Source organism: Streptomyces sp. NPDC034084 (genome assembly GCF_055575535.1).
The window spans coordinates 615,376-627,962 of record NZ_JBVISK010000006.1 but is presented as its reverse complement, the minus strand read 5'-3'; the positions used below and the strand labels follow the sequence as shown (position 1 = coordinate 627,962).

14 protein-coding genes are annotated in these 12,587 nt (G+C 71.8%); 10 read left to right on the top strand and 4 right to left on the bottom strand.

The genetic code is table 11. From position 1 onward, the window contains the following. Position 1: 1 nt before the first annotated feature. A complete protein-coding gene (locus ACZ51I_RS24730) occupies positions 2–769 on the bottom strand; it encodes a PH domain-containing protein (protein WP_468879582.1) in 768 nt (255 codons plus the stop codon). A 223-nt stretch (positions 770–992) separates the two neighbouring features. On the opposite strand from ACZ51I_RS24730, the gene deoC reads away from it, so the two are divergent. The 4 genes from deoC (at position 993) to ACZ51I_RS24710 (ending at position 5,102) form a co-directional block, all read left to right on the top strand. Continuing rightward, positions 993–1,952: a deoxyribose-phosphate aldolase gene (gene deoC / locus ACZ51I_RS24725; RefSeq protein WP_468879580.1), complete on the top strand. Its 960-nt coding sequence runs from the start codon at positions 993–995 to the stop codon at positions 1,950–1,952. A 5-nt stretch (positions 1,953–1,957) separates the two neighbouring features. Further along, a complete protein-coding gene (locus tag ACZ51I_RS24720; protein WP_468879578.1) occupies positions 1,958–3,394 on the top strand; it encodes an aldehyde dehydrogenase family protein in 1,437 nt (478 codons plus the stop codon). Continuing rightward, positions 3,387–4,283 carry an aldehyde dehydrogenase family protein gene (locus tag ACZ51I_RS24715; protein ID WP_468879575.1) on the top strand — a complete coding sequence of 299 codons (897 nt, stop codon included), beginning with the start codon at positions 3,387–3,389 and terminating at the stop codon, positions 4,281–4,283. The genes ACZ51I_RS24720 and ACZ51I_RS24715 overlap by 8 nt, the downstream gene beginning before the upstream one ends. A gap of 123 nt (positions 4,284–4,406) precedes the next feature. Continuing rightward, complete coding sequence (locus ACZ51I_RS24710) at positions 4,407–5,102, top strand: uridine kinase family protein (protein WP_468879572.1); 696 nt, start codon at positions 4,407–4,409, stop codon at positions 5,100–5,102. Between the two features lie 126 nt (positions 5,103–5,228). Here ACZ51I_RS24710 and ACZ51I_RS24705 read toward each other — a convergent pair whose 3' ends face one another. After that, the gene (locus ACZ51I_RS24705) at positions 5,229–5,948 is read right to left on the bottom strand and encodes a SigE family RNA polymerase sigma factor (RefSeq protein ID WP_468879569.1); all 720 of its coding nucleotides are present in this window, start codon (positions 5,946–5,948) and stop codon (positions 5,229–5,231) included. 168 nt (positions 5,949–6,116) lie between these two features. Here ACZ51I_RS24705 and afsQ1 point away from each other — a divergent pair, with 168 nt between their 5' ends. The 5 genes from afsQ1 to ACZ51I_RS24680 all read left to right on the top strand — a co-directional run bounded on the left by afsQ1 (position 6,117) and on the right by ACZ51I_RS24680 (position 9,913). After that, positions 6,117–6,794: a two-component system response regulator AfsQ1 gene (gene afsQ1, locus ACZ51I_RS24700; protein WP_017239746.1), complete on the top strand. Its 678-nt coding sequence runs from the start codon at positions 6,117–6,119 to the stop codon at positions 6,792–6,794. Then, positions 6,791–8,323, top strand: coding sequence for an ATP-binding protein (locus ACZ51I_RS24695; RefSeq protein ID WP_468879566.1), 1,533 nt, complete (start codon positions 6,791–6,793; stop codon positions 8,321–8,323). The genes afsQ1 and ACZ51I_RS24695 overlap by 4 nt, the downstream gene beginning before the upstream one ends. Next, a complete protein-coding gene (locus tag ACZ51I_RS24690; RefSeq protein WP_468879563.1) occupies positions 8,320–8,919 on the top strand; it encodes a hypothetical protein in 600 nt (199 codons plus the stop codon). Before ACZ51I_RS24695 ends, ACZ51I_RS24690 begins: the two co-directional genes overlap by 4 nt. A gap of 154 nt (positions 8,920–9,073) precedes the next feature. Beyond that, positions 9,074–9,622 (top strand): VanZ family protein, encoded by a 549-nt coding sequence (locus ACZ51I_RS24685; protein ID WP_468879665.1) that lies wholly within the window; start codon positions 9,074–9,076, stop codon positions 9,620–9,622. Positions 9,623–9,712: 90 nt separating this feature from the next. Further along, a complete protein-coding gene (locus ACZ51I_RS24680) occupies positions 9,713–9,913 on the top strand; it encodes a PspC domain-containing protein (RefSeq protein ID WP_468879560.1) in 201 nt (66 codons plus the stop codon). Between the two features lie 76 nt (positions 9,914–9,989). On the opposite strand, the gene ACZ51I_RS24675 is transcribed toward ACZ51I_RS24680, so the two are convergent. Together ACZ51I_RS24675 and ACZ51I_RS24670 are read right to left on the bottom strand one after the other, a co-directional pair. Next, a complete protein-coding gene (locus ACZ51I_RS24675; protein WP_468879558.1) occupies positions 9,990–10,346 on the bottom strand; it encodes a hypothetical protein in 357 nt (118 codons plus the stop codon). A 173-nt stretch (positions 10,347–10,519) separates the two neighbouring features. After that, positions 10,520–11,674: an adenosine deaminase gene (locus tag ACZ51I_RS24670; protein ID WP_468879556.1), complete on the bottom strand. Its 1,155-nt coding sequence runs from the start codon at positions 11,672–11,674 to the stop codon at positions 10,520–10,522. A 92-nt stretch (positions 11,675–11,766) separates the two neighbouring features. Here ACZ51I_RS24670 and ACZ51I_RS24665 point away from each other — a divergent pair, with 92 nt between their 5' ends. After that, the gene (locus tag ACZ51I_RS24665) at positions 11,767–12,543 is read left to right on the top strand and encodes a GNAT family N-acetyltransferase (RefSeq protein ID WP_468879554.1); all 777 of its coding nucleotides are present in this window, start codon (positions 11,767–11,769) and stop codon (positions 12,541–12,543) included. Positions 12,544–12,587 lie beyond the last annotated feature (44 nt).

Here is a 12,587-nt window from a genome sequence, read left to right as displayed (position 1 = left end):
GTCAGCCCGTCGCGAGCAGGATCACGAGCAGCAGCAGCCCGGCGAGCGCGGGGCCGACGATCTCGTACGCCCAGCGCACCCGCGGCTCGCCCTGCGCGCCCGGGGTCCCGGCCCGCAGCTCGGCGAGCTCGCGCAGGTCGGCGACGGTCTTGTCGCTGGGCGCGATCCGGGAGGCGCTGTCCCGTACGTCGGCGGTGACGGAGGTACGGCCGAGCGGATCGTCCTGGGAGGCGCGGGCGGCGCTCCGGGCGGCCTTCTTGCGCTGGCGCAGCGACACGGGGATCGCCCACAGCTGGTACTTGGCGCCCTGCTGTGTGAAGACCTCACTGGAGTAGCCGGCGCGGACGTCGGCGACCGCGGCCCAGGGCAGCACGATCGACCGGAACGGGTTGCGGATCCGGAGCCGGTCGTCGTCGGCGTACACGGCGGGCCGGATCGTGAAGGCGACGATCAGCGGGACGGCGAGCACGAGGCCCGCGAGCGCGATCCAGGGGGAGCGGCCCTCGCCGCGGATCATCGCGTCACCGGCGAAGAGGGCCGCGAGGGTCAGCAGGAAGACCCCGCCGGCGATCCCGAGGGGCGAGCGGAAGACCTTGTCGGGCGCCGCGGAGGGCTGCGTGTCGGGCGCCTGTCCGGCGGAGGCCGGCGCTCCGGGGGTCAGCCCGGCCGAGGCCCGCCCTTCGGAGGTCTGCCCTTCGGACGGCTGCTCGGGGGTCGACTCGCGGCTCGGCTCGTGGCTGGGCTCGGGGGTCGGCTCGGGGGTCGTCATGCCGCCGATTGTGCCTCAGCGGCCGGGGTGGGGGCTCAGGCGGCCCGCGCCGCCACGAGATCGGCCCGCACGAGGATGTTTCTCGTATGGGGCGGGGCCCGCACCACGTCACGGGCACGTGACAGCCGTCACCGGACCCGTCGCTCCCGTGTGACCTCGCGCTCTGTGGAACGTGCTCCCCTGTACAGGTCGCTACGCGCGTAGATATGCTCGACTGGTGACCATGCCCACCACTGCATCCGCAGCATCCGCTTTCGCCGACGTGACCGCGTCCGACAGTGCGCTGCGCCGCTTCCTCCACGGGCTGCCCGGCGTCGACGCCGTCGGCCTGGAGGCGCGCGCCGCGTCCCTCGGCACCCGCTCGATCAAGACCACGGCCAAGGCGTACGCCATCGACCTGGCCATTTCCATGATCGACCTGACGACGCTCGAAGGCGCGGACACCCCGGGCAAGGTCCGGGCGCTCGCCGCCAAGGCCGTCAACCCCGATCCGACCGACCGGACGACCCCGAAGACCGCCGCCGTCTGCGTCTACCCCGACATGGTGGCCACCGCCAAGGCCGCCGTCGCGGGCTCGGGCGTCAAGGTCGCCTCGGTCGCCACCGCCTTCCCGGCCGGGCGCGCCGCGCTCCCCGTGAAGCTGGCCGACACCGCCGACGCCATCGCGGCCGGCGCCGACGAGATCGACATGGTCATCGACCGTGGCGCCTTCCTCGCAGGCCGGTACCTGGAGGTCTTCGAGCAGATCGCCGCGGTCAAGGCGGAGTGCGGCGACCGCGCCCGTCTGAAGGTGATCTTCGAGACCGGCGAGCTCTCCACGTACGACAACATCCGCCGCGCCTCCTGGCTCGGCATGATGGCCGGCGCGGACTTCATCAAGACCTCGACCGGCAAGGTCGCGGTCAACGCCACCCCGGCGAACACCCTCCTCATGCTGGAGGCGGTGCGCGACTTCCGCGCCCAGACCGGCGTGCAGATCGGCGTGAAGCCGGCCGGCGGCATCCGCAACACCAAGGAAGCGATCAAGTTCCTGGTTCTCGTCAACGAGACCGTGGGTGAGGACTGGCTGGACAACCACTGGTTCCGCTTCGGCGCTTCCAGCCTGCTCAACGACCTGCTGATGCAGCGCCAGAAGCTGGCGACCGGCCGTTACTCCGGCCCCGATTACGTGACGGTGGACTGATCAACATGGCATCTGCATTCGAGTACGCACCGGCACCGGAGTCGCGTTCGGTCGTCGACATCGCGCCGAGCTACGGCCTGTTCATCGACGGCGAGTTCGTCGACGCGGCCGACGGCAAGGTCTTCAAGACCGTGTCCCCGTCCACCGAGGAGGTCCTCGCCGAGGTCGCCCAGGCGGGCGCCGAGGACGTCGACCGCGCGGTGAAGGCGGCGCGGAAGGCCTTCGAGAAGTGGTCGGCGCTGCCCGGTTCCGAGCGCGCCAAGTACCTGTTCCGCATCGCCCGGATCATCCAGGAGCGCAGCCGTGAGCTGGCCGTCCTGGAGACCCTGGACAACGGCAAGCCGATCAGGGAGACCCGCGACGCGGACCTTCCGCTGGTCGCCGCGCACTTCTTCTACTACGCGGGCTGGGCCGACAAGCTCGACCACGCGGGCTACGGCGCGAACCCGCGCCCGCTGGGCGTGGCCGGTCAGGTCATTCCCTGGAACTTCCCCCTCCTGATGCTGGCGTGGAAGATCGCCCCGGCGCTCGCGACCGGCAACACGGTCGTGCTCAAGCCGGCCGAGACGACCCCGCTCTCCGCCCTGTTCTTCGCGGACATCTGCCGCCAGGCCGGGCTGCCGAAGGGCGTCGTCAACATCCTTCCCGGCTACGGGGAGACGGGCGCCGCGCTGGTCGGGCACCCCGACGTGAACAAGGTCGCCTTCACCGGTTCGACCGCCGTCGGCAAGGCCATCGCGCGTTCGGTCGCCGGCACCGACAAGAAGGTGACGCTGGAGCTGGGCGGCAAGGGCGCCAACATCGTCTTCGACGACGCCCCGATCGACCAGGCCGTCGAGGGCATCGTCACCGGCATCTTCTTCAACCAGGGCCAGGTCTGCTGCGCGGGCTCGCGCCTGCTGGTCCAGGAGTCGATCCAGGACGAGCTGCTCGACAGCCTGAAGCGCCGCCTGTCGACGCTCCGCCTCGGCGACCCGCTCGACAAGAACACCGACATCGGCGCCATCAACTCCTCGGAGCAGCTGGCCCGCATCACCTCGCTGGTGGACGAGGGCGAGGCGGAGGGCGCCGAGCGCTGGACCGCCGCGTGCGAGCTCCCGTCGGCCGGTTACTGGTTCGCCCCGACGCTCTTCACGAACGTCACGCAGGCGCACCGGATCGCCCGCGACGAGATCTTCGGCCCCGTCCTGTCGGTGCTGTCCTTCCGTACGCCCGACGAGGCGGTCGCGAAGGCCAACAACAGCCAGTACGGCCTGTCGGCGGGCATCTGGACGGAGAAGGGCTCCCGCATCCTCGCGGTGGCCGGCAAGCTCCGGGCCGGTGTCGTCTGGGCCAACACGTTCAACAAGTTCGACCCGACCTCGCCCTTCGGCGGATACAAGGAGTCGGGCTTCGGCCGCGAGGGCGGCCGTCACGGTCTGGAGGCCTACCTCGATGTCTGAGAAGTCCGAGCAGCGTCTGAGCGTCTTCAAGACCTACAAGCTGTACGTCGGGGGCAAGTTCCCCCGCTCCGAGAGCGGCCGGGTGTACGAGGTGACGGACTCCAAGGGCAAGTGGCTGGCGAACGCGCCGCTCTCGTCCCGCAAGGACGCGCGTGACGCGGTCGTCGCCGCGCGCAAGGCCTTCGGCGGCTGGGCGGGCGCGACCGCGTACAACCGCGGCCAGATCCTCTACCGCGTCGCCGAGATGCTGGAGGGCCGCAGGGGCCAGTTCGTGCACGAGGTGGCCCACGCCGAGGGCCTGTCCAAGAACAAGGCGGCCGAGGTCGTCGAGGCCGCGATCGACCGCTGGGTCTGGTACGCGGGCTGGACCGACAAGATCGCCCAGGTCGTGGGCGGCGCGAACCCGGTCGCGGGCCCGTACTTCAACCTGTCGACGCCGGAGCCGACGGGCGTCGTGACGGTCGTGGCCCCGCAGGACTCGTCCTTCCTGGGCCTGGTCTCGGTGATCGCCCCGGTGATCGCGACGGGCAACACGGCCGTCGTCATCGCGAGCGAGAAGTCCCCGCTCCCGGCGCTCTCGCTGGGCGAGGTCCTGGCCACCTCCGACCTCCCCGGCGGCGTGGTCAACATCCTCTCCGGCAAGGCCTCCGAGATGGGTCCGCACCTCGCGGCCCACCAGGACGTCAACGCGATCGACCTGACGGGCGCGGACGCCGACCTGGCCCGCGACCTGGAGATCGCGGCGGCGGACAACCTGAAGCGCGTCCTGCGCCCCCGTACCGTGGACTTCACCGAGTCGCCGGGCACGGACCGCATGACCGCCTTCCTGGAGACGAAGACGGTCTGGCACCCGACGGGCAGCCTGGGCGCGAGCGGCTCCTCGTACTAGTACCGCCGTACGTAAGGGCACGACCGAAGACGGCCCCCGGGTGTACGCACCGGGGGCCGTCTTCGGTCATGCCCGCCCGGCCCGAGAGGTGACGGGGCGGGCACCGAAAGTAGTCGTGGTGTGATGCTCGATACCAACGGCCTTCTTCAGGGGTCCCCCGCACGGGGGAATGCCTCACACTGGTGTCCCGTGAGTTCCCAACCGATCCCGACCCGGGTCGTCCTGCTCGCGGGCCCCTCCGGCTCCGGCAAGTCGTCCCTCGCCGCCGCCACCGGCCTTCCGGTCCTGCGCCTCGACGATTTCTACAAGGAGGCCGACGACCCGACGCTCCCCCTCGTCGACGGCAGCACGGACATCGACTGGGACTCGCCCCGGTCCTGGGACGAGGACGCGGCCGTCGCCGCGATCGTCGAACTGTGCCGTACGGGACGGACCGACGTCCCCGTGTACGACATCGCCACCAGCTCCCGGGTGGACCGGGAGGTGCTCGACATCGCGCGGACCCCGCTCTTCGTGGCGGAGGGCATCTTCGCGGCCGAGATCGTGACCCGCTGCCGCGAGCTCGACGTCCTCGCGGACGCGCTGTGCCTGCGTGGACGCCCCTCGACGACCTTCCGCCGCCGGCTCCTCCGCGACCTGCGCGAGGGCCGCAAGTCCGTGCCGTTCCTGCTGCGCCGCGGGTGGCGGCTGATGCGGGCGGAGCGGGCGATCGTGGCCCGGCAGTCGGCGCTGGGCGCCCACCCCTGCGCGAAGCCGGAGGCGCTGGGCCGCGTGGCAGCGGCAGCGGCGGGCCGACACCGCACCCCGTCCCCGACCTGACCCCGGCCCGGCCCCGGCCCTGGCCCACAACGGACGACGACGCGGGTCGTACAAGCCCCCCGGCTCGTACGACCCGCGTCGTGTTCCCCCGTACCCCCGTACGGTCCCCCGTTGTTCCCCCCGCCTTCAGGCGACCAGCTCCCCGAAGGACTCCTCCTCGTCACGGCCGAAGCTCAGCACCTCGTCCTCGCGCAGTCGCCGCAGCGAGCGCCAGATGCTCGACTTCACCGTGCCGACACTGATGTCCAGGATCTCCGCGATCTCCGGATCGGTCCGGCCCTCGTAGTAGCGCAGCACCAGCATCGTCCGCTGGAGCTCGGGCAGGCGGGCCAGGGCCTGCCACAGGACCGCGCGCAGCTCCGTACCCCGCATCGCGTCCGTCTCGCCGACCGTCTCCGGCAGCTCCTCGGTCGGGTACTCGTTGAGCTTGCGCCGGCGCCAGGCGCTGATGTGCAGGTTGGTCATGGTGCGACGCAGGTACCCGCCGACGGCGGCCTTGTCGCTGATCCGGTCCCAGGCGCGGTACGTGGAGAACAGCGCGCTCTGGAGCAGGTCCTCGGCCTCGAAACGGTCACCGGTGAGGTGGTAGGCGGTGGCGTACAGGGAGGCACGACGCTCCTGCACGTAAGCCGTGAACTCCGCTTCCGAGCAGGTGCGCTCCCCCGTGACCTCCCCGTACGCCGCTCCCCCGTCAGCAACGGCCACCATGTACGGCGCCTTGCGCTGACGCCCGACACTGCGAACGCACCCCCGCCCGTTCACACCGCCGGACTTCTCCGTGCTCCGTACGACATCGTGGAGACGCGTGACAACTGCGCTCGAGGTGGTGCTGTGCAGTGCGTTCATCTCGCGCCCCCCGTCGGTTGGAGTGTGTTTCGGTCCGTGTGCCAAGAAGCTTGCCGCCCGGACTTCATGGCGTTGTCCGCCGACTGTCACAGCCGTGTCACAGGGGACAGGACAGAAGCGAGTCAACGAGCGGTCGATCTCGGACGGCCCATGCGACAGAATGACGCCGTGCCTTTTCTGCTGCTGATCGAGGACGACGACGCCATCCGCACGGCCCTCGAACTCTCCCTGTCCCGGCAGGGCCACCGGGTGGCCACCGCCGCGACGGGCGAGGACGGCCTCCAGCTGCTGCGTGAGCAGCGGCCGGACCTGGTCGTGCTCGACGTCATGCTGCCCGGCATCGACGGCTTCGAGGTCTGCCGGCGCATCCGCCGGACCGACCAGTTGCCGATCATCCTGCTGACCGCGCGCAGCGACGACATCGACGTGGTCGTCGGTCTGGAGTCCGGTGCCGACGACTACGTGGTCAAGCCGGTGCAGGGGCGGGTGCTCGACGCCCGCATCCGGGCCGTGCTGCGGCGCGGTGAGCGCGAGTCGACGGACTCGGCGACGTACGGCTCCCTGGTGATCGACCGTTCGGCGATGACGGTCACCAAGAACGGCGAGGACCTCCAGCTCACCCCGACCGAGCTGCGGCTGCTCCTGGAACTGAGCCGGCGGCCCGGACAGGCGCTGTCGCGCCAGCAGTTGCTGCGGCTCGTGTGGGAGCACGACTACCTGGGCGACTCGCGGCTGGTCGACGCCTGTGTGCAGCGGCTGCGCGCCAAGGTGGAGGACGTGCCGTCCTCGCCGACGCTGATCCGCACCGTGCGCGGGGTCGGTTACCGGCTGGACGTCCCTGCGTGAGAAAGGGGATCTACGCGCGGCTGCGGCTCTCGAGCCTGCGGCTCCGGCTCGTCGTCGTCTTCGCCCTGGTCGCGCTCACCGCGGCCGTCGCCGCCTCCGGCATCGCGTACTGGCTCAACCGCGAGGCGGTACTGACCCGTACGCAGGACGGGGCGCTCAACGACTTCCGGCAGGAGATGCAGAACCGGACGGCGACGCTGCCGCTGCGGCCCACCCAGGACGATCTGCGGCGGACCGCCGAGCAGATGGCGACGGGCAGTGCCGCCGACTACCAGGTGCTGCTGCTCGGTGAGCGGGACGCGGGCAAGCCGATCGTGGGCGCCTCGGACCCGGACGACTTCACCCTGGCCGACGTGCCGCGCTCCCTGCGGGAGGCCGTGGACACGAAGCGGCCGGTGACGGACGCCAATCCGTATCCGTACCACCTGTTCTGGCAGCGTACGGAGCGGAACGGGACGCCGTACCTGGTCGGCGGGACGCGGATCGACGGCGGCGGGCCCGCCGGGTACATGTTCAAGTCGCTGGCCGCGGAGAAGGCCGATCTGAACTCGCTCGCCTGGTCGTTGGGGATCGCCACCGCGCTCGCGGTGGCCGGCTCGGTGCTGCTCGCGCAGGTCGCGGCCACGACCGTGCTGCGCCCGGTGCACCGGCTCGGCGAGGCGGCCCGGCAGCTCGGCGAGGGGAAGCTCGACACCCGGCTGCGGGTCACCGGCGCCGACGAACTCGCCGATCTGTCACGGACCTTCAACAGCGCGGCCGAGTCGCTGCAGAAGAAGGTCGCGGACATGAGCGCGCGGGAGGAGTCCTCCCGGCGTTTCGTGGCCGACATGTCGCACGAGCTGCGGACCCCGTTGACCGCCCTGACGGCCGTCACCGAGGTCCTGGAGGACGAGCAGGACTCCCTGGACCCGATGATCGCCCCGGCGGTGGCGCTCGTGGTGAGCGAGACCCGGCGCCTCAACGACCTGGTGGAGAACCTGATGGAGGTGACCCGCTTCGACGCGGGCACCGCGCGGCTCGTCCTGGACGAGGTGGACATCGCGGACCAGATCACCGCGTGCATCGACGCGCGGGCCTGGCTGGACGCGGTGGAGCTCGACGCGGAGCGCGGGATCGTGGCGCCGCTCGACCCGCGGCGCCTCGACGTGATCCTGGCGAACCTGATCGGGAACGCGCTCAAGCACGGCGGTTCGCCGGTGCGGGTCTCGGTCCGCACGGAGGAGGACGAGCTGGTCATCGCGGTGCGCGACCACGGGCCCGGCATCCCCGAGGAGGTGCTGCCGCACGTCTTCGACCGTTTCTACAAGGCGAGCGCGTCCCGGCCGCGGTCCGACGGCAGCGGGCTCGGTCTGTCGATCGCCATGGAGAACGCGCTGATCCACGGCGGTTCGATCACGGCGTCCAACTCGGTCGGCGAGGACGGGAGGACCGACGGCGCGGTGTTCGTACTGAGGCTTCCGCTGGACGCCTCGGGGATCACGCGCGAGGTGCAGACCCGCAGCAGCCAGGGCGAGGTGGAGGAAGCGTGAAGCGTCGCGTCTTTGTCCTGGCGGCCGCGCTCACGGCACTGGTCACCGGCTGCGGGATCCGGACCACGTCGGTCCCGGTGGACGCGGGCGCTGCCCCGTCCCGGGTCCCGTGCAGCGTGACCGAGGACGGTACGACGGAGGCGGCGGCGCAGGGCGTGCCGGTCCGGGCGTTCCTGGTCTGCGGCTCGCGGCTGGAGGCGGTGGACCGCCGGTCGCCGCTGCCGGAGGAGAAGGCGGGAGGCGATCCGGTGCGGACGGCCGGGGGGCTGCTCGCGCAGCTGCTCGCCGAGCCCTCGGAGAGCGAGCGGCAGGCCGGTTTCACGACCGAGGTGCGCGGGCCGCTGACGGTGGGCGGCGGGCGGCGGGGCGACCCGGCGGGCACGCTGCGGCTGAGCCGGCAGCCGGAGGACCTGTCGCCGACGGCGCTGTCCCAGCTCGTCTGCACCTTCGCGGGGAGCTCGGCGGGCGCGGGCGGCCACACGGTCCTGCTGGGCGGCCCGGGCGCGTACCCCCCGAAGCGCTACCGCTGCACGCCGGAACTCCGCGACCGCCCGGAATCCCCGGCTCCGACGGCCCCGGTCCCTTCGGCGAGCTGACCCACGGGACCCCGCTCTCAGCCGGGACCCGGGCTCCCGAGCCTGGGCCCGGCCGAGGTCGTGTCACGCCTGCCGACGACCCGGCGGAACCGATTCCGCTGCCCTGGGCGTCTTGGGAGGCGTGCAGCGTCAAGGTTCGGGCGGCCAAGCCGCCATGGTCGTCCGCGTGGCGGGGTTCGTCCTCCTCCTCGCGCATCTGCTGCTCGTCGCCTGGGTCAGCCTGCGCCCACGGGACGTGGCCTGGGTGACCGCGCCGAACACGATCCCGCTGCACGGCCTGCGCGCCGGTCTCGCGCTCGGCGGTGCCGAGGCCGCCCGGCTGATCGGCGGGGGCCTGCTGCTCCTCGCCCCGCTCGGGGTGCTGCTCCCGATGGCCGACGGACGGCTCCATGTCTCCGGGTGGGCCTCCCTGGCCCGTACGACCGCCGCCGGGGCGCTCGTCTCGCTGGCCGTGGAGCTGCTCCAGACCGCCGTGCCGGGTCAGGTGGTGGACGTGGACTCCGTCATCCTCAACACGGCGGGGGTCGCGCTCGCGCATCTCCTGCTGGTCCCGGCCGGCCGGACCCGGCTGCGCCGCAGGTGGGAGGCGGGCCGTCCGGCCTCCTCCGCGGGGAGCACGCCGGACGGGGGCTCCGCCCTGCTGCGGGACGAGGCTCCTCAGGGTGCGACCCCGACGATTACCAGGGTCCCGATCGCCCCGTAGGCCGACGCTTCGTCCCCCTCTCCGGCGGCAGTATGGAGTCATCGGGAGCCCGCAGGAGCGGTTCCCGGACCGACTCCGAAGGAGCCCACCATGGCCGCACTGTCCCGCCCTCGTGACGGACGCGTGCTCGGCGGAGTGTGCGCGGCGCTGGCCCGGCGCTTCGGCACCTCCGCGACGACGATGCGCCTGATCTTCCTGGTCTCGTGTCTGCTGCCCGGACCGCAGTTCCTGATCTACCTGGGCCTGTGGATCTTCCTGCCGGCGGAGAAGTCCGCGAGCACGGCCTGGTAGCCACCGCTCATCCGCGCACCGAAGGGGCGCGCGCCCGGAGTTCCGGGTGCGCGCCCCTTCGGGGTATACGGGGGTGTCAGCCGATCGGCAGGCCGGCGGCGCCCAGCGGCAGGCCGCCGAGGAGGCCGCCGAGGCCGCCGACGGCGGTGTCGAGCGGGAGGTTCTTGGTGGCCTGGCCGGCGGCGGCCGGGAGGGTCTTCAGGCCCTGGTCGGCCCCGTGACCGAGGGCGCCCTGGCCGGCACCGAGGGACTCGGCGGCGCCGTCGGGGAGCTCGGTGAGGCCGTCGCCCAGCGGGACGGCCTGGGTCACCGTGCCCAGCGCGTCGGCGCTGATCGGCAGGGACGGCGCTGCGGAGGCCGTGCCGGCGGCGGCAGCGGCGAAAGCGGCACCGAGAGCGGCGACACCGAGCTTCTTGGCGGCAGACTGCTTCATCAGAAAATCTTCCTTGGGGAATCCGGGGGCTTCAGGGAAAGCCGGGAGGGGAAATCCTGGGAATGGAGAGCGGCTCTGCAACCTAACCAGCGAACGTCACCTCCGCAAACACCGGAAAGCGGCCGGGTGTCGCATCGACCCGGCCGCCTACCTACCCGTTCACGGGGTGCTTCTCAGCCCGCCGTACCGGAAGAATCGCTGGTCGTGGCGGTCTGCTTGAACAGCCATTCGGACTTGAGCTCGGCGTATCCGGGCTTGATGACCTCGTTGATCATGGCGAGTCGTTCATCGAAAGGAATGAACGCTGATTTCATCGCATTGACCGTGAACCACTGCATGTCGTCGAGCGTGTAATCGAATGCCTCGCTCAGCAGCTCGAATTCCCGGCTCATGCTCGTCCCGCTCATGAGCCGGTTGTCGGTGTTGACCGTGGCCCGGAAGTGGAGCCTGCGGAGCAGACCGATGGGGTGCTCGGCGAACGAGGCGGCGGCGCCGGTCTGGAGGTTGGAGGAGGGGCACATCTCCAGCGGGATCCGCTTGTCGCGGACGTAGGCCGCGAGACGGCCGAGGCGGACCGAGCCGTCGTCGGCGACCTCGATGTCGTCGATGATCCGGACGCCGTGGCCGAGCCGGTCGGCGCCGCACCACTGGAGCGCCTGCCAGATCGAGGGCAGCCCGAAGGCCTCGCCCGCGTGGATCGTGAAGTGGTTGTTCTCCCGCTTGAGGTACTCGAAGGCGTCGAGGTGGCGGGTGGGCGGGTAGCCGGCCTCGGCGCCCGCGATGTCGAAGCCGACGACACCGGAGTCGCGGTAGCGGTTGGCGAGTTCGGCGATCTCCAGGGCGCGGGCGGCGTGCCGCATGGCGGTCAGCAGTGCGCCGACCCGGATGCGGTGGCCGCCGGCCCTGGCCTGCCGCTCGCCCTCGCGGAAGCCCTCGTTGACGGTCTCCACGACCTCTTCGAGGGTGAGGCCGCCCTCCAGGTGCTGCTCGGGGGCGTAGCGCACCTCGGCGTACACGACGCCGTCCTCGGCGAGGTCGACGGCGCACTCGGCGGCGACGCGGAAGAGGGCGTCCCGGGTCTGCATGACGGCGCAGGTGTGCGCGAAGGTCTCCAGGTACCGCTCCAGGGAGCCGGAGTCGGCGGCTTCGCGGAACCACACGCCGAGCTTGTCGGGCTGCGTCTCGGGGAGCTGTTCGTAGCCCTGCTCCCGGGCGAGTTCGATGATCGTGCCGGGGCGCAGTCCGCCGTCGAGGTGGTCGTGGAGCAGCACCTTCGGGGCACGGCGGATCTGGTCCGCGGTGGGGACGTTGGGGGTCTGGCTCGTCATTTCCGCACTCTAGCCCCTACGCGCGTAGATCGCCCCTCGTGGCGCCGGTTTTCTCGTGGCGGCCCGTGCCTCCGTCCCCCTAGCCTGCCCGTATGACCTCGACCACCGCCTCCGCGTCCGAACTCCCGCGCGTCCACCGCTTCCTGTCCGCCTTCCACCGTCGCCAGGCGGCCCGTACCGTCGAGTTCCCCGGTGCCTTCGCCGTGCTCGACGACGCCTACCGGCTGTCCCGGGGGAACAACCACGTGCTCGTGGACGGCGCCGTGGACCCGGAGGCGCTCGCCGGGTACACGGACGAGGCGCTCGGCCATCTCCCGTACCGCTACGCGTACGTCCTCGACGAGACGGTCGCCGCGGCCTGCCGGGCGCCGATGGAGCGGGCGGGCTTCCGCCACGGCACCACGCTGCTCATGGCGCACGGCGGCCCGGTGCCGGAGCACGGCGGGGCGCGGGAGGTGGACTTCGACGAGCTGCGCGGCCCGGTCACGGCGTCCTGGCCCCGATTCGCCCCGGAGGCGACGCCGGAGCACATACGCGACCTGGTCGAGCGGCGGGTGGCGCGGAGGCGCGGCGCCGAGGTCGTGCGGTTCTACGCCGCGCACACGCCGACGGGTGAGGTGGCCGCGTGGGCGGACCTGTACATGGACCCGACGACGGGGACCGCGCAGATCGAGGACCTCGTCACCGTGGAGGCCCATCTCGGGCGGGGGTACGCCGGGAAGGTCCTGGACACGGCCCTGCACGAGGCCGCCGCCGCGGGCTGCGGCACCCGCTTCCTCACCGCCTTCGCCGGCGACTGGCCGCACACCTGGTACGGCCGGAAGGGCTTCACGGTCATCGGGTCGGTGGCCTCGTTCGAACGGGCATAGGAGCAGAGGCCGTTCGCTCGCCGGACGATACGTAACAGAGACCG